Genomic DNA, 15,744 nt, shown 5'->3' with positions numbered 1-15,744 from the left:
CTCCCACCCCCGCCCGGCACCGCGCCGTGCCTGCCACGCGCGCCCGGCCCGGCCACGCGCACGTCGGAACGCGCGCGTGGCGGTGGGAACGCGCGCGTGGGGGTCGCGGAGACGTAGCGTGGGGGTGGCCACCGGCAGGGATCCAGGAGTGAGGGCACGCGATGAACGACCCCGAGCACCGGGAACCGGCGAACACGACCGGGGACGACGCCGCGCCTGTCATCGATGGACCGGGCGGGGAGGCCGCGCCCACGCCCGACTACACCGAGGCCGGTGTCCCGAGCCTGGACTACGTCCGGGAAAGGATCGAGGGCCGGTACGCCCGCTCGCTCGGCGCGACGGAACTGGCCGACGAGACGCAGCAGGCGCAGTCCCTGGCCGAGCAGCAGGCCGAGCGGGAGAAGGCCGGCCGGGAACGGCTGGAGGAGATCCGCCGCTCGTTGCGCGGTGACGGCTGAGCGACGGGCGCTGCCGGAGCACCACCCGCCGCCCAGGATCTCGTCTCAGGCGCCGGAGCGCTTGAAGATCTTGTTGCCGAGCCAGATCAGTGGGTCGTACTTGCGGTCGACCACGCGCTCCTTCAGCGGGATGAGCGCGTTGTCGGTGATCTTGATGTGCTCGGGGCACACCTCGGTGCAGCACTTGGTGATGTTGCAGTAGCCCAGGCCGTGCTCCTCCTGGGCCGCCTCCTGCCGGTCCGCGGTGTCCAGCGGGTGCATGTCCAGCTCCGCGATCCGCATCAGGTAGCGGGGACCCGCGAAGTTCTCCTTGTTCTCCTCGTGGTCACGGACCACGTGGCAGGTGTTCTGGCACAGGTAGCACTCGATGCACTTGCGGAACTCCTGGCTCCGCTCCACGTCGACCTGCTGCATCCGGTACTCACCGGGGGCGAGGTCGGGCGGCGGCGCGAACGACGGGATCTCGCGGGCCTTCGTGTAGTTGAACGACACGTCCGTCACCAGGTCCCGGATCACCGGGAACGTCCGCAGCGGCGTCACCGTGATGACCTCGTCCTCGGCGAACGTCGACATCCGGGTCATGCACATCAGCCGCGGCATGCCGTTGATCTCCGCGCTGCACGAGCCGCACTTGCCGGCCTTGCAGTTCCACCGGACGGCCAGGTCGTTCGCCTCGGTCTGCTGGAGCCGGTGGATGATGTCGAGGACGACCTCGCCCTCGTTCACCTCCACCGGGTAGTCGACCAGCTCGCCCTTCTCCGAGTCGCCGCGCCACACGCGGAAGTGCTGCCAGTGACTCATGCCTTCTCCCCCTGGTCCGCGCGGTGCCCGCCGAGCTCCTCGCCGGTGTAGTACTTCTTCAGCTCGTCGAGCTCGAACAGGTCGAACAGCTCCGGCCGCATCGGGACCTGCTCCTTGCGGGTCAGGTTGATGTTGTCCTCGCCGAGCGCCGAGCAGACCAGCAGTACGTGCCGCCAGTCGGAGTCCATCACCGGGAAGTCGTCGCGGGTGTGCCCGCCGCGGCTCTCCTGGCGCTCCAGTGCCGCCTTCGCCACGCACAGCGACACGAGCAGCATGTTGCGCAGATCGAGGGCGAGGTGCCAGCCGGGGTTGAACTCCCGGCGGCCCTCGACGCTGACCGTCCGGGTGCGTGTCGCGATGTCCTCGAGCTTCTTGAGCGCGAGCTCCATCTCGTCGGCCTTGCGGATGATCCCGACCAGGTCGTTCATCGTCTTCTGCAGCTCCAGCTGCACGACGAACGGGTTCTCGCCGCCGTCGGTGGCGCTGCTGAACGGCAGCAACGCCCGCTCGGCTGCCCGCTCGACGTCGGTCTCGTGGACGGCCGGCCGGGCCCCGAGCGCGTCGACGTACTCCGCGGCGCCGAGCCCGGCACGGCGGCCGAACACCAGCAGGTCCGACAGCGAGTTGCCGCCGAGCCGGTTGGAGCCGTGCATCCCGCCCGAGCACTCGCCGGCGGCGAACAGGCCGGGCACCGTGGACTGGCCGCTGTCCGGATCGACCTCGACCCCGCCCATCACGTAGTGACAGGTCGGGCCGACCTCCATCGGCTCCTTGGTGATGTCGACGTCGGCCAGCTCCTTGAACTGGTGGTACATCGACGGCAGTCGCTTCTGGATCTCCTCGGGCGAGAGCCGGGAGGCGATGTCCAGGAACACCCCACCGTGGGGCGAGCCGCGGCCGGCCTTGACCTCGGAGTTGATCGCCCGGGCCACCTCGTCCCGGGGCAGCAGCTCCGGCGGGCGCCGGTTGTTGTCCGGGTCGGTGTACCAGCGGTCGGCCTCCTCCTCGGAGGTCGCGTACTGCTCCTTGAACACGTCCGGGATGTAGTCGAACATGAACCGCTTGCCCTCGGAGTTGCGCAGCACCCCGCCGTCACCGCGGACCGACTCGGTGACCAGGATCCCCTTCACCGACGGCGGCCAGACCATGCCGGTCGGGTGGAACTGCAGGAACTCCATGTTGATCAGCGTCGCGCCGGCGCGCAGGGCCAGCGCATGGCCGTCGCCGGTGTACTCCCAGGAGTTCGACGTGACCTGGTACGACTTGCCGATCCCGCCGGTCGCCAGCACGACCGCCGGCGCGCTGAACAGCACGAACGAGCCGGTGTTGCGGTAGTACCCGAACGCCCCCGACATCTTCCCGTCGGTCTTGTGCAGATCGGTGATCGTGCACTCGTGGAAGACGCGGATGTTCGACTCGTAGTCGCCGGTCGCCTTGAAGTCCTCCTGCTGCAGCGACACGATCTTCTGCTGCAGGGTGCGGATCAGCTCCAGGCCGGTGCGGTCGCCGACGTGCGCCAGCCGGGGGTAGGTGTGCCCGCCGAAGTTCCGCTGGCTGATCTTGCCGTCGGCGGTGCGGTCGAACAGCGCGCCGTAGGTCTCCAGCTCCCAGACCCGGTCCGGGGCCTCCTTGGCGTGCAGCTCGGCCATCCGCCAGTTGTTGAGGAACTTCCCGCCACGCATGGTGTCGCGGTAGTGGACCTGCCAGTTGTCGTTCGGGTTGACGTTGCCCATGGCCGCGGCGCACCCGCCCTCGGCCATCACCGTGTGCGCCTTGCCGAACAGCGACTTGGAGATGATCGCGGTCCGCTTGCCCCGGGCGCGTGCCTCGATGGCCGCGCGCAGCCCGGCCCCGCCCGCGCCGATGACCACGACGTCGAACTCGTGCCTCTCGATCTCGCTCATGTGATCACCCTCCTCAGTTGATGATGCGCAGGTCGGGGATCCAGCCCGCGGAGACGGCCATGACGTAGAAGTCGGTGATGGCCAGCGTGGCCAGCGTGGTCCAGGCAAGCTGCATGTGCTTGGTGTTGAGCCGGGACACGAACTGCCAGGCCTTGTAGCGCAGCGGGTGCTTCGAGAAGTGGTTCAGCCGCCCGCCGATGATGCTGCGGCAGGAGTGGCAGGAGATGGTGTACGCCCACAGCAGGATCACGTTGCCGAGCAGGATGATGTTGCCCAGCCCGAGGCCGAAGCTGCCGTCACCCTTCTGGAACGCGAGGATCGCGTCGTAGGTGTTGATGATCGAGATGATCACCGCGGCGTAGAAGAAGTACCGGTGCAGGTTCTGGCCCAGCAGCGGGAACCGGGTCTCACCGGTGTACCTGCGGTGCGGCTCGGCGACGGCGCAGGCCGGCGGCGAGAGCCAGAAGGACCGGTAGTAGGCCTTGCGGTAGTAGTAGCAGGTGAGCCGGAAGAGGAGCAGGAACGGCAGGGTCAACGCCGCGTAGGGCAGCCACCACACGTCGGGCAGGATCCTGCCGAAGTGCGCGGCCTCGGGGATGCAGCCGACCGAGACGCACGGTGAGTAGAACGGTGTCAGGTAGTTGTACTCGGTGACGAAGTACCACTCCTGCATGAACGCCCGGACGGTGGCGTAGAGAACCCACGCGCCGAGGCCCACGACGTTGAGCAGTGGCGGCAGCCACCATCGATCCGTGCGGAGCGTCCGTGCCGCGATCTGCGCCCGACCGGCGGACGCGTCTGTGGTGGATGACACGTCAGGGGAGTCCTCATCTGTGGAGCCGACGCCGGTGCTCCGGAGGGCCCCCGCTTCGGAAGACCAGCCGTACGCCCCACGCCGGGTCGTATGGATCACACGGAGCCTACGACGTAGGTCACAGTGATGAGGGGTCAGGGTGGGAACAAAACCGCTGCTGGAGACGGGGGTCACATCCGGCGGGCGGCCCGGCCCCCCGTCTCCGGGAACGCCGAAGTGCCCGGCCCCGTGGTGGGGGCCGGGCTCCTCCGTGTGCGGCGTCACGCCGCTGCGGCTACGCGCCCTTGCGGCCCGCCTTCCGCGCGTCGAGGTAGTCCCGGTTGAGCTGGGAGATGACGTCGAGCGGGATCTCCTTGGGGCAGGCGACCGCGCACTCGCCGGTGTTGGTGCAGCCACCGAAACCGGACGCGTCGTGCTCTTCGACCATCGCCCGGACCCGGCTGTGCCGCTCGGGCTGGCCCTGCGGCAGCTCCCCGAGGTGGGTGATCTTGGCGCCGAGGAACAGCGACGCCGATCCGTTCGGGCACGCCGCGACGCACGCGCCACAGCCGATGCAGGCGGCGGCGGCGAACGCGCGGTCGGCGTTGGCCTTGGGCACCGGGGTGGCGTGCGCGTCCGGGGCCGAACCGGTCGGGGCGCTGATGTAACCGCCGGCCTGGATGATCCGGTCGAAGGCGTTGCGGTCGACGACCAGGTCCTTGATCACCGGGAACGCGCCGGCGCGGAACGGCTCGATGGTGATCGTGTCGCCATCACGGAAGTGCCGCAGGTGCAGCTGGCAGGTGGTGGTGGCCTTCTCCGGGCCGTGCGGCTGACCGTCGATGACCATGCTGCAGGCACCGCAGATGCCCTCGCGGCAGTCGTGGTCGAACGCGACCGGGTCATCGCCCTGCAACGCGAGCTTCTCGTTGAGCACGTCGAGCAACTCGAGGAACGACATGTCGGGTGACGCGTCGTCGACGTCGTAGTTGACGATCTTGCCCTTGGCGTCGGCGCTGCTCTGGCGCCAGACCTTGAGATGGAGTCTCACTTGTAGCTCCGCTGGCTCGGGGTCACGTACTCGAAGGTGAGGTCCTCCTTGTGAAGGACCGGCGCCTCGCCGCGGCCGGTGTACTCCCACGCGGCGGCGTAGGAGAAGTTCTCGTCGTCGCGCGCGGCCTCGCCGTCCTCGCTCTGGCTCTCCGCGCGGAAGTGCCCACCGCAGGACTCGGTGCGGTGCAGCGCGTCCAGGCACATGAGCTCGCCGAGCTCGAGGAAGTCCGCCACCCGGCCGGCCCGCTCCAGGCTCTGGTTCAGCTCGACACCCTTGCCGGGCACCTTGACGTTGGACCAGAACTCCTTGCGCAGCTCCGGGATCCGGTCCAGCGCCTTGCGCAGGCCGGCGTCGGTGCGCTCCATGCCGCAGTGCTCCCACATGATGTGGCCGAGCTCGCGGTGGAAGGAGTCGACGGTCCGGTCACCGTCGATCGACAGCAGCGTGTCGATCCGCTCGGCGACGTCGGCCTCCGCCTGGCGGACCTCCGGCGCGTCCGGGTCCACCGGGGTGTGCTTCTGGGTGGCCAGGTAGTCGCCGATGGTGTTGGGCAGCACGAAGTAGCCGTCGGCCAGGCCCTGCATCAGCGCCGACGCGCCGAGGCGGTTCGCGCCGTGGTCGGAGAAGTTGGCCTCACCGGCCACGAACAGGCCCGGGATGGTGCTCTGCAGGTCGTAGTCGACCCACAGCCCGCCCATCGTGTAGTGCACCGCCGGGAAGATCCGCATCGGGACCTGGTACGGGTCCTCGCCGGTGATGCGCTGGTACATCTGGAACAGGTTCCCGTACTTCGCGGCGACGGCCGGACGGCCGAGGCGGGAGATCACCTCGGCGAAGTCGAGGTAGACGCCCAGCCCGGTCGGGCCGACGCCGCGACCCTCGTCGCAGACGTTCTTCGCCGCGCGCGACGCGATGTCGCGGGGCACCAGGTTCCCGAACGCCGGGTACTGACGCTCCAGGAAGTAGTCCCGCTCGTCCTCGGGGATGTCGTTGGGGTTGCGGTCGTCGCCCTTGCGCTTGGGCACCCAGACACGGCCGTCGTTGCGCAGCGACTCCGACATCAGGGTCAGCTTCGACTGGTGGTCGCCGGAGACCGGGATGCAGGTCGGGTGGATCTGGGTGTAGCAGGGGTTCGCGAACAGCGCGCCCTTGCGGTGCGCCCGCCAGCTCGCGGTGACGTTGCAGCCCTTGGCGTTCGTCGACAGGTAGAAGACGTTGCCGTAGCCGCCGGAGGCCAGCACGACCGCGTCGGCCAGGTGGCTGCGGGTCTCCCCGGTGATCAGGTCGCGGGCGACGATCCCGCGGGCGTGGCCGTCGACCACGATGAGCTCGAGCATCTCGTGGCGGGGGTACATGGTGACCCCGCCGGCGTCGATCTGCCGCTCCAGGGCCTGGTAGGCGCCGAGGAGCAGCTGCTGGCCGGTCTGGCCGCGGGCGTAGAAGGTCCGGGAGACCTGCGCGCCACCGAAGGAGCGGTTGTCGAGCAGACCGCCGTACTCGCGGGCGAACGGGACGCCCTGTGCGACGCACTGGTCGATGATCTGGCGGCTGATCTCGGCGAGCCGGTGCACGTTCGACTCGCGGGCGCGGAAGTCGCCGCCCTTGACCGTGTCGTAGAACAGCCGGTACACGCTGTCGCCGTCGTTGCGGTAGTTCTTCGCCGCGTTGATGCCACCCTGGGCGGCGATGCTGTGCGCCCGGCGCGGGCTGTCCTGGTAGCAGAACGAGCTGACCCGGTAACCCAGCTCGGCGAGCGTCGCCGCCGCCGCACCACCGGCCAGGCCGGTACCGACGACGATGATGTGCATCTTGCGCTTGTTGGCCGGGTTGACCAGCTTCACCCCGAAGCGGCGGCGCTCCCAGCGGGTCTCGATCGGCCCGTCGGGAGCGGCCTTGTCGACGACCGGCGCGCCGAGGGTGTAGTCGACGTAGCTCATCTCTCTCCTCACACCAGCCCGGTCACGACGGCGAAGGGCACGGACAGGAATCCGGCGGTCAGCACGACCGCGAAGACGAGCGCGAAGCCCTTGAGCGCGTTCTGGGTGGCGGCGTTGGAACGGCCGAACGTCTGCAGCCCGCTCCACAGGCCGTGCCGGACGTGGAAGCCGACGGTGATGACCGCCAGCGCGTAGAACAACGTCACGTACCAGCGGTCGAAGCTGGCGGTGATGTTGTCGTAGACCGCACCGTGCACGCCGTTGGGGTTCACCGTGCCGGTGGTCAGGTCCAGGATGTGGTAGACCGCGAACAGCGCGATGATCACGCCGCCCCAGCGCATGGTGCGCGCGGCGTAACTGCCCTGGACCGGCTGGCGGTGCGCGTAGCGGACCGGGCGGGCCTTGCGGGCGCGGCGGGCCAGGACGACGGCCGAGACGATGTGCGCGATCACCGACACCAGCAGCACCACGCGGACGATCCACAGCATGCCGCCGTGCGGCAGCGCGGGCTCCAGGAGCGTGCGCAGCCACGCCGAGTAGGAGTCGATGGCCTCGGCACCGAAGAAGATCTTCAAGTTCCCGATCATGTGCAGCACCAGGTACAGCAGCATGACCGCGCCGGTCACCGCCATCACGAACTTCAACTGGACGGACGGCAGGTGCTGCCGCCGTCGCGCCGGTGCGGTACCGGCCGCCCGCGCTCCACGCGCCATCTGTGTCACCACGCGGCCAGTGCACTACCGGGTTGATCAGCCGTCCAATGCATCAGCGCGCGCTAATCCATGCACGTAGGCTATAGAGGTGACACTTCAGCAGCTCGCGTACTTCGTAGCGCTGGCGGACGTGCGCAGCTTCACTCGGGCGGCCGATCAAGAGGGTGTCGCGCAGCCCACACTGTCGCGACAGCTCAAGGCGCTCGAGGACGAACTCGGTGCGCCACTTGTGAATCGGGGCCGCGGCGAGCTGACCCTCACCCCCGCCGGTGAGGCCGTCCTCCCACTCGCCCGCCGGATGCTCAGCGACATGGACAGCGCCCGCACCGCCGTGGCCGAGCTCGTCGGACTGCGCCGTGGCCGGGTGCGGGTGGGCGCCACACCCTCGCTCTGCATCGGGGTGGTGGCCGACGTGCTCCGGGTCTTCCACGAGCAGTACCCCGACATCCACCTCGAGCTCAGCGAGAACGGTTCGCAGCCGCTGGCCCGCGACCTCGCACGCGGTCAGCTCGACGTCGCCGTGCTCGTGGTGCCACGGGAGGGTCTCGACCCGTCGCTGGAGATCACCCCGCTGATGCGCGAGCGGCTGTCGGTGGCTTCCCCCCGCTCGGGACGCCCGCCGTCGAGCCGCGGTTCGATGTCGCTGACGGAACTGTCACGGCGTTCGCTGGTGATGTTCCGCAAGGGCTACGACCTGCGCGAGGTCACCCTGCAGGCCTATGCCGACGCCGGGGTGACGCCGAAGTTCGCCGTCGAGGGCGGCGAGATGGACGCGGTGCTGCGCATGGTCGAGGCCGGAACCGGGATGGCGGTGGTGCCCGATCTGGTGTTCGCGGGACGGCCCCGGCTGCGCCGGACGGTGCTCACCCCGCCGCTGTACCGGACCGTCGCGCTGGCCCGGCGTGCCGATCTGGCGCCGACACAGGCCACCCAGGCGTTCTGCGACACCATGCTGTCGTTCATCAGCGAGGTGTCGGCGACCGGCGGGCTGTCGGCCGACGTGCAGGTGCTGCACCGCTGGCGTGACGGCGGCGCAGGTCTCGCCCGGGACTGACCCGAGCTGCTCAACCGTCCTCCCCGGAGGGCATCTGCTCGGCCAGCTCGGCGGCGTGCTCGGCCAGTGCTTCCTTCACCACCCGGTAGGCCACGCCGGCGGGGTAGCCCTTGCGGGCGAGCATCCCCAGCAGACGCCGAGCCACCGCCTCGTCGACCTCGCCGCGCTGGGTGCGCAGCTTGCGTTCCACGAGCTCGCGGGCGCGCTGCTCCTCGGCCTCGGTGTCGACCTCGGCGAGCGCGTCGGCCGCCGTCTCGTCGTCGACCCCCTTGCGCCGCAGCTCGACCGCGATGGCCCGCCGGCCCAGGCCACGGAACGTGTGGCGGGAGTGGACCCACTGGCCGGCGAACGCCGCGTCGTCGATCAGGCCGACCTCACCGAACCGATCGAGCACCCGGGCGGCGACGTCGTCCGGAACGCCCCGCTTGCGCAGGGCCTGGGCGAGCTCCTGACGGGTCCGGGCCCGGTCGGTGAGCAGGCGCAGGCATATGGAGCGGGCCACCGACTCCGGATCGGCGTCCTGATCCGGCTCGGATGCCGGGTCGCCCGGGCGTTCTCGCGCCCGGCTCGACCGGCCCCCGCTCGACCGGCTGTCCCCGGACCGATCACGGCGCCGCCGCCCTCCGGTCGCCGGGCCCGTGTCCGGCTCGTCTCCGTCCTGGCGGCGCCGGGAGGACGGCCGAGCTTCGGGCGGCGCGTCACCGGGGTCGCCCTGCTCCCCAGCCGCGGGCGCGGCGGCGGATTCGGACCGGGGCGCCGCCGTCCGCCGGGGCGGCCCGGCGGTGCGTCGAGTGTCGGCCCGGGACCGTCGGCGGCCGTCCGCCGGAGCCACGTCGTCGAGCCGCGCCGAGCGGGGCTTGCGGCGCTCCACGGGCGGCGCCGGATCGTCGAGACGGGCGGTTCGGTCGGCGGGGCGGCGATCCCGGTCGAGATCGAGGGTGTCGAACAGCGCGACCGGCACCGGGCGGGCCGGCTCGGACGTGCCGAGATCATCGAGCGCGGCTACGGCCTGCCGGCCGGGGCCCTGCTCCCCCACGTCGTCGAGGCGGGCGACCGAAGGGCGGTCGCGGCGGCCGGCGGAGCCGAGGTCGTCGAGGCGGGCGACACGCGCGCCCCGCTGCTCCGTCGGATCAGGACCCGGCCCGGCGGAATCGCCGGGCCGCTCCTCCGGGCCTGCCACCGGGCTCAGAAGTCGACCGGTGCCGGAAGCGGCTCAGCCTCGGCGTCGAGCACCGCACCGATACCGAGCTTCTCCTTGATCTTCTTCTCGATCTCGGCCGCGACGTCCGGGTTCTCCTTGAGGAACTTGCGGGCGTTCTCCTTGCCCTGGCCCATCTGGTCGCCCTCGTAGGTGTACCAGGCGCCGGACTTGCGGATGATGCCCTGCTCGACGCCCACGTCGATCAGCGAGCCCTCGCGGCTGATACCGACGCCGTAGAGCACGTCGAACTCGGCCTGCTTGAACGGCGGCGCGACCTTGTTCTTCACGACCTTGACGCGGGTCCGGCTGCCGACCATGTCGGTGCCGTCCTTCAGCGTCTCGATCCGGCGGATGTCGAGGCGCACCGAGGCGTAGAACTTCAGCGCCTTGCCGCCGGTCGTGGTCTCCGGCGAGCCGAACATGACGCCGATCTTCTCGCGCAGCTGGTTGATGAAGATCGCCGTGGTGCCGGAGTTGCTCAGCGCGCCGGTGATCTTGCGCAGCGCCTGGCTCATCAGCCGGGCCTGCAGGCCGACGTGGCTGTCGCCCATCTCGCCCTCGATCTCGGCGCGGGGCACGAGGGCCGCCACCGAGTCGATGACGATGATGTCGAGCGCGCCGGAGCGGATCAGCATGTCGGCGATCTCGAGCGCCTGCTCACCGGTGTCGGGCTGGGAGACCAGCAGATCGTCGGTGTTGACCCCGAGGGCCTTGGCGTACTCCGGGTCGAGCGCGTGCTCGGCGTCGATGAAGGCCGCGATGCCCCCGGTGGCCTGGGCGCTGGCCACCGCGTGCAGGGCCACCGTGGTCTTACCGCTGGACTCCGGGCCGTAGATCTCCACGACCCGCCCGCGGGGCAGCCCGCCGACGCCGAGGGCGACGTCGAGCGCGATGGAGCCGGTGGGGATCACGCCGATCGGCGGACGGGTGTCGTCGCCGAGACGCATCACCGAGCCCTTGCCGTGGTTCTTCTCGATCTGGGCGAGGGCGAGCTGGAGCGCCTTCTCGCGGTCGGGTGCGGTCATCTCGGATTGCCACCTCGCTGATGTGCGCTCTGGGGCGGTACGGGACTGTGCGGTTGAGGTCTTGCGGGGAGCCACGGATGAACCGTATTGGGTCCCACCGACAGTCCCGCGGATCGCGTCTCCGGCTGTGGACGGCCGGACCGCGATGTGGACAACAGGGTATACGAACACCTGTTCGATCGGGATGCCGACACGCCCATCGGCTACCCTGCGGCGCCCAGCGGCTCTACGGCGGCTTCGGCAGCCCCGTCACCGGCGCCGCGCCGGAACGTCGTAGGCCTCGCACACGGCCAACCAGACCTTCTTCGGGTCGATGCCGTCCTCCAGGGCCTGCTCGACCGTCCGGCCGCCGAGTTGCGAGAAGACGTGGTCGCGGGCCAGCGAACCGGCTCGGACCGCGCCGAACTCGCCCTCCATCAACTCACGGAAGTGGGTCAGTCGCACCCTCCCGAGGGTAGGGCTCCGATCACGGCGGCGCTCCCTGCGGGACCCGGCGCGCCCACGTGTCGCCGCCGGCGTGCCCGGTCGGCGCGGGACCTTCGGCTCTGCCGTCGCCGGACGGGCGGCACCTCTGTGACAGGTGCATCCGGGCCGAGGGTGGGGTCATGTCCCGAACGAGGTCATGTCTGGCGGTGTCCACGGTCCTGGTGCTGGTGCTGGGTGTGTCCGTGATCTGGCGGGACGCGACCTGGGACGCGCCCCCGCCCGCCGCGGCCGGGCCGGCGCCCGCAACCGACGGCGTCGTACTGCAGGCGGTGCTCACCCCGCAGCCGGATCCGTTCACCCCCTCCGCGGGTACCGACCAGGCCGGCGTCATCCCCCTCGACACCGGCGGCGGGACACTGCCGGCCGACGGTCCGGGCGTCTACGCGGCGACGACGGAGCCCCCTGCGTGTGACCGCGAACGACTGATCGCTTCCCTGACCTCGGACCCGCAGGTCGCGGAGGCCTGGTCGGGCGTGCGTGACATCCGCCCCGACGAGATACCCGCCTACATCCGGGAGCTCACCCCGGCGATCCTCCGGTCCGACACGTTCGTCACGGACCACGGTTACCTCAACGGTGGCGCCACCGTGGTGCCGGCGGTGTTGCAGCGGGGCACGGCGGTGCTCGTCGACCGTTTCGGCCTGCCGGTGGTCAAGTGCTCGTGCGGCGACCCGCTGACCCCACCGATCCGGTACTCCGGGGATCCCTCCGTCCAGGGCCGGGTCTGGCCCGGGTTCACCCGGGACACCATCGTGGTCATCCAGCAGTCATCCGTCGTGATCGATCAGTTCGTCATGGCCGACGTCGTCCAGGGATCCCCGGTCGTCGTGGTTCCGGGCACGGTCGACGTTCGGCCGGCTCCGCCGGGAACCGCCCTGCGCCTCGTCGTGGCGCACGAGGACCCGTGGTGGACCGCCAGGCGACTGTCGTACGCCCCGCCCGGCACCGGGTGGCCGGGCACGTCGACCACGGCGGAGCCGGCGCCGGGGAGGGCGAGCGTCGAGCCGGGACCTGCGCCGCACGTGGTGCCTCCGGCCGCCCCGCAGGCGGTACCGCAGGTGGTACCGCGGACGGCCTCGCGAACGGTGCGGGACGCGACGACGAACCGGACGACGGCCCCCGCCGGCGTCTCACCCCGCCGACGGGCGACCGAATCGCCGGACAGGCCACCGGGAACCGTCGCGAGACGACCGCGGCCGGCAACCACGACACAGCCGCCGAGCGCGTTCGTCCCGGCGCCGCCGTCGGCGGTTCCGACCCGGCCGCCGAGGGGGAACACGAGCCCGGGCCCGTCGCCGACCGCCGCGACCGATCCATCGACGACAACGGACCGCACGACGACAACGGGGCGCACGACGACGGCGGAGCGCTCGGCGGCCTCCCCCACGTCGACCGCCCCCACGACGAACCCACCGGTGACCACGACGAGACAGCTGACGGAGGCCCCCACCGCCGGGGCCCCGGGCACCGGTTAGCCCAGGTCGGTTCGAGCGCCGCTGCCCACGGAGACGAGCGGGTGGCAGTCTGGGTCGTGTGTGGGCGCGATTGCTGCTGCAGGCCTGGAATGCCGTCGGCGGGGCCGACGGCGAGCTCGATCGGCTCACCGTCACCGGCCCGTCGGACACCCTGGGCTCACGGTTCCCGGTGACCGCGGTGGGCGTCGCCGCCGTGGGGGCGAGCCTGCTCGCCGCTACCGCGTCGGGCCGGGAGCCGGCCGGGATCGACACCCGGCAGCTCGCTGTCGCCCTGCGCAGCGAGAGGTACCTGCGCCGTGACGGCGCGAGCGCGGGCGACCCGTTCGATGCGCTGTCGGCGTTCCACCGCACCGCGGACGGGTGGCTGCGGCTGCACGCGAACTACCCGTGGCACCGGGTCGCCGCGCTGCGCGTGCTGGGCTGCGACGAGTCCGCCGGCCCGGACGCCCTGGCTGCGGCGGTGCGGCGATGGCCGTCGACCGAGCTCGAGACCGCGCTGCACGAGGCGGGTGGGGTGGCCGCCGCGGTGCGCACCGAGCAGGAGTGGTGGGCCACCGACGCGGGCCGGGCGGCCCGCACGCTCCCTCTCGTCGAGCACCGCGACCTCGGTCCCGCGGTCCCGCGACCCGTGCGCCGGGCGCGGGTGCTGGACCTGACCCGGGTCATCGCAGGGCCGGTCGCCACCCGGACCCTGGCCGCGCACGGCGCCGATGTGCTCCGGATCGACGCGCCGGACCGGCCGGAGATCCCACTGCAGTACTGGGACACCCTGCCCGGCAAGCGCAGCGCGCTGCACGACCTGCGTTCGGACGACGGGCGTCTGGAGGAACTGCTGGCCGGCGCCGACGTCGTGGTCACCGGCTATCGCCCGGGGGCGCTCGACCGGTTCGGGCTCGACCCCGAGAAGCTCGCCGCCCGCCATCCCGGGCTGGTGGTGGTGACGCTGTCGGCCTGGGGCCATCTCGGGCCCTGGGCCGGCCGGCGCGGGTTCGACAGTCTGGTGCAGGCGGCCACCGGGATCGGGGTGGCAGAAGCGGGCGGCGACCCGGAGCAGCCCCCGGGCGCGCTGCCCGCCCAGGTGCTCGACCACGTGACGGGGTACCTGGCGGCCGCGGCGGCGCTCGTCGCACTGGCCGCGCAACGCCGGGAAGGTGGCACCCGGCATGTGCGGTTGTCGCTGGTGGGGACGGCTGCATGGCTGCTCGGCCAGCCACGCGCGGCCGCCGCCCCCGACGTCGCCGGCGTGGACCCGGCGCCCTGGCTGGAGGATCTGGACGCGCCGGACGGCCGGCTCACGCTCGCCTCACCACCGGGCACGATCGCGGGACGAGGGCTGCACTGGCCCGCGCCGGCCCCCGCGTTCGGCACGGCGTCGCCGACCTGGGAGTAGGTAATTTGATCTCCATGTCCGAATTTCTCGCGCTCGCCCAGGGAGATCCCACCGGCTTCTCCTCCCCGCTGGGGCGGATCGTGGTCCTGCTGGCCCTGCTCTCCGCGCTGGTGGTGCTGCTGCGCTGGTGGTGGCAGCAGCGCAAGCGCTGAGCCCGCCCTCCCGGCTCAGCCGGTGGTCACCGGCCGGGGAGAGCGTGCGACCAGGCCGGTGGCGAGCAGGTAGGGCACCGCGAGCAGCGCCGCGGCCACGCCCAGCGCCGCGAACGACAGTCCGGCCACCACCAGCCCGGCCGCGATCCCACCGGCCGCTCCGGCGATGTTCATGGCTACGTCGGCGAGGCCCTGCGCACCCGGCCGGACGGGCTCCGGGACCGATTCGGTGAGCAGCGCCGACCCGGCCACGAGGCCCGCGGACCAGCCGAGCCCCAGCGCGACGAGGCCGGCGCCGAGCAGCACGGTCTGGCGACCGTCGGCGACCGCGCAGACCAGACCGGCGGCGACCAGCAGCACGGCCGCCAGCGCGAGCACCCGCTCCCGGCCGATCCGGTCGGCGAGCCACCCGAACACCGGGCTGAGCGCATACATCCCGGCGACGTGCAGGCTGATCACGAGCCCCACGACCTGCAGCGTCGCGCCGTCGTGCCCCATGTGCACCGGCGTCATCGACATCAGGCCGACCATCAGCAGGTGACCGAGCGCGATCGCGCCGATGCCCAGCAACGCGCGCGGCGAGGCCCGCAGCGCGGCACGGACGGCGCGGCCGGGTACCGGCGGTCGGGCGGCGTCGGTGACCGTGGCCTCGGCCCTGGCGAGCAGCAGCGGGTCGGGCCGCAGGCCGAGCCAGGAACCGGCGGTGGCCAGCGCGAAGGCCAGCGCGCACAGCAGGAACGGGCCGGTCTGCGGTTCGAGGCCGATCCCGGCGGCGACGGTCTGGGTCGGCCCCGCGAGGTTCGGGCCGGCCACCGCCCCCACCGTCGTCGCCCAGACGACGAGGGCGAGCGCACGGGCCCGCCGATCGGGGGCGGCCAGGTCGGTGGCCGCGAAGCGGGCGGACAGACCGGCCGCGGTGGCGGAGCCGATGAGGACCAGCCCGCCGAGCAGGGCTCCCGCGCTGCCGGCGGCCACCGCGACGACGGCGACGACCGCGCCCAGCGTGCCGAGACCGTAGCCGAGGCTGAGGGCGGGTCGCCGGCCCGCGCGGGCCGCCACCCGGGCGAGCAGCAACGCGGCGGCCGCCGCGCCGAGCACGACGGCAGTCAACGCGGCGCCGCCGACGAGGTCCGAGCCCGACAGCCGCGCCGCCACGAGCGTGCTGACCGCGAGTGCCCCGGCGACCCCGATCCCGCCGAGCACCTGGGTCGCGGCCAGCACCGCCAGCACCCTGCGCTGCACGGTCGCCGGATGCCGCTCGTGGATGTCCATTCCGGCGCTCCTGCCCTGGTCGGCGGCGA

The 15,744-nt window shown here is 71.8% G+C and carries 15 protein-coding genes; 5 read left to right on the top strand and 10 right to left on the bottom strand.

From position 1 onward, the window contains the following. Positions 1-161 precede the first annotated feature (161 nt). Positions 162-458: a hypothetical protein gene (locus HF519_RS13380; RefSeq protein ID WP_211169974.1), complete on the top strand. Its 297-nt coding sequence runs from the start codon at positions 162-164 to the stop codon at positions 456-458. A gap of 45 nt (positions 459-503) precedes the next feature. On the opposite strand, the gene HF519_RS13375 is transcribed toward HF519_RS13380, so the two are convergent. The 6 genes from HF519_RS13375 to HF519_RS13350 form a co-directional block, all read right to left on the bottom strand. Further along, positions 504-1,259, bottom strand: a complete 756-nt coding sequence (locus HF519_RS13375; protein ID WP_169413246.1) for a succinate dehydrogenase/fumarate reductase iron-sulfur subunit — start codon at positions 1,257-1,259, stop codon at positions 504-506. Beyond that, positions 1,256-3,163 carry a fumarate reductase/succinate dehydrogenase flavoprotein subunit gene (locus tag HF519_RS13370; protein ID WP_169413245.1) on the bottom strand — a complete coding sequence of 636 codons (1,908 nt, stop codon included), beginning with the start codon at positions 3,161-3,163 and terminating at the stop codon, positions 1,256-1,258. The genes HF519_RS13375 and HF519_RS13370 overlap by 4 nt, the downstream gene beginning before the upstream one ends. 13 nt (positions 3,164-3,176) lie before the next feature. Further along, the gene (sdhC, locus tag HF519_RS13365; protein ID WP_169413244.1) at positions 3,177-3,977 is read right to left on the bottom strand and encodes a succinate dehydrogenase subunit SdhC; all 801 of its coding nucleotides are present in this window, start codon (positions 3,975-3,977) and stop codon (positions 3,177-3,179) included. A gap of 274 nt (positions 3,978-4,251) precedes the next feature. After that, positions 4,252-5,007, bottom strand: coding sequence for a succinate dehydrogenase/fumarate reductase iron-sulfur subunit (locus HF519_RS13360; RefSeq protein WP_169413243.1), 756 nt, complete (start codon positions 5,005-5,007; stop codon positions 4,252-4,254). Continuing rightward, complete coding sequence (locus tag HF519_RS13355) at positions 5,004-6,947, bottom strand: fumarate reductase/succinate dehydrogenase flavoprotein subunit (protein ID WP_169413242.1); 1,944 nt, start codon at positions 6,945-6,947, stop codon at positions 5,004-5,006. The genes HF519_RS13360 and HF519_RS13355 overlap by 4 nt, the downstream gene beginning before the upstream one ends. Positions 6,948-6,955: 8 nt before the next feature. Continuing rightward, entirely contained in the window at positions 6,956-7,660 is a 705-nt protein-coding gene (locus tag HF519_RS13350; RefSeq protein WP_169413241.1) for a succinate dehydrogenase cytochrome b subunit, read from the bottom strand. Positions 7,661-7,748: 88 nt separating this feature from the next. Here HF519_RS13350 and HF519_RS13345 point away from each other — a divergent pair, with 88 nt between their 5' ends. After that, on the top strand, positions 7,749-8,714 hold the full coding sequence (locus HF519_RS13345; RefSeq protein WP_169413240.1) for a LysR family transcriptional regulator: 966 nt from the start codon (positions 7,749-7,751) through the stop codon (positions 8,712-8,714). Positions 8,715-8,724: 10 nt separating this feature from the next. On the opposite strand, the gene recX is transcribed toward HF519_RS13345, so the two are convergent. From recX to HF519_RS13330, 3 genes are all read right to left on the bottom strand, one after another. Then, positions 8,725-9,894, bottom strand: a complete 1,170-nt coding sequence (gene recX / locus HF519_RS32355; protein WP_312860089.1) for a recombination regulator RecX — start codon at positions 9,892-9,894, stop codon at positions 8,725-8,727. A gap of 5 nt (positions 9,895-9,899) precedes the next feature. Next, positions 9,900-10,940 carry a recombinase RecA gene (gene recA, locus HF519_RS13335; RefSeq protein ID WP_169413239.1) on the bottom strand — a complete coding sequence of 347 codons (1,041 nt, stop codon included), beginning with the start codon at positions 10,938-10,940 and terminating at the stop codon, positions 9,900-9,902. A 249-nt stretch (positions 10,941-11,189) separates the two neighbouring features. Beyond that, positions 11,190-11,384, bottom strand: a complete 195-nt coding sequence (locus tag HF519_RS13330; RefSeq protein WP_169413238.1) for a DUF3046 domain-containing protein — start codon at positions 11,382-11,384, stop codon at positions 11,190-11,192. A gap of 188 nt (positions 11,385-11,572) precedes the next feature. On the opposite strand from HF519_RS13330, the gene HF519_RS13325 reads away from it, so the two are divergent. The 3 genes from HF519_RS13325 to HF519_RS13315 are packed head-to-tail and all read left to right on the top strand — an operon-like array spanning position 11,573 to position 14,443. Further along, positions 11,573-12,901, top strand: coding sequence for a DUF6777 domain-containing protein (locus HF519_RS13325; protein ID WP_211169963.1), 1,329 nt, complete (start codon positions 11,573-11,575; stop codon positions 12,899-12,901). A 58-nt stretch (positions 12,902-12,959) separates the two neighbouring features. After that, positions 12,960-14,291 (top strand): CoA transferase, encoded by a 1,332-nt coding sequence (locus HF519_RS13320; RefSeq protein WP_211169962.1) that lies wholly within the window; start codon positions 12,960-12,962, stop codon positions 14,289-14,291. 14 nt (positions 14,292-14,305) lie between these two features. Then, the gene (locus tag HF519_RS13315) at positions 14,306-14,443 is read left to right on the top strand and encodes a hypothetical protein (RefSeq protein WP_169413236.1); all 138 of its coding nucleotides are present in this window, start codon (positions 14,306-14,308) and stop codon (positions 14,441-14,443) included. A 15-nt stretch (positions 14,444-14,458) separates the two neighbouring features. On the opposite strand, the gene HF519_RS13310 is transcribed toward HF519_RS13315, so the two are convergent. After that, on the bottom strand, positions 14,459-15,715 hold the full coding sequence (locus HF519_RS13310; RefSeq protein ID WP_169413235.1) for an MFS transporter: 1,257 nt from the start codon (positions 15,713-15,715) through the stop codon (positions 14,459-14,461). Between the last annotated feature and the right edge of the window lie 29 nt (positions 15,716-15,744).

This window comes from Pseudonocardia bannensis (genome assembly GCF_012911875.1).
GTDB lineage: Bacteria > Actinomycetota > Actinomycetes > Mycobacteriales > Pseudonocardiaceae > Pseudonocardia > Pseudonocardia bannensis.
This window is presented reverse-complemented; position numbering and strand designations above follow the sequence as displayed.

What these genes read in the sequence shown, in the direction of transcription:
- HF519_RS13380 (WP_211169974.1), top strand. Translation starts at nt 162, where the DNA reads ATGAACGACCCCGAGCACCGGGAACCGGCGAACACGACCGGGGACGAC.
- HF519_RS13375 (WP_169413246.1), bottom strand. Translation starts at nt 1,259, where the DNA reads ATGAGTCACTGGCAGCACTTCCGCGTGTGGCGCGGCGACTCGGAGAAG.
- HF519_RS13370 (WP_169413245.1), bottom strand. Translation starts at nt 3,163, where the DNA reads ATGAGCGAGATCGAGAGGCACGAGTTCGACGTCGTGGTCATCGGCGCG.
- HF519_RS13355 (WP_169413242.1), bottom strand. Translation starts at nt 6,947, where the DNA reads ATGAGCTACGTCGACTACACCCTCGGCGCGCCGGTCGTCGACAAGGCC.
- HF519_RS13350 (WP_169413241.1), bottom strand. Translation starts at nt 7,660, where the DNA reads ATGGCGCGTGGAGCGCGGGCGGCCGGTACCGCACCGGCGCGACGGCGG.
- recA (WP_169413239.1), bottom strand. Translation starts at nt 10,940, where the DNA reads ATGACCGCACCCGACCGCGAGAAGGCGCTCCAGCTCGCCCTCGCCCAG.
- HF519_RS13315 (WP_169413236.1), top strand. Translation starts at nt 14,306, where the DNA reads ATGTCCGAATTTCTCGCGCTCGCCCAGGGAGATCCCACCGGCTTCTCC.
- HF519_RS13310 (WP_169413235.1), bottom strand. Translation starts at nt 15,715, where the DNA reads ATGGACATCCACGAGCGGCATCCGGCGACCGTGCAGCGCAGGGTGCTG.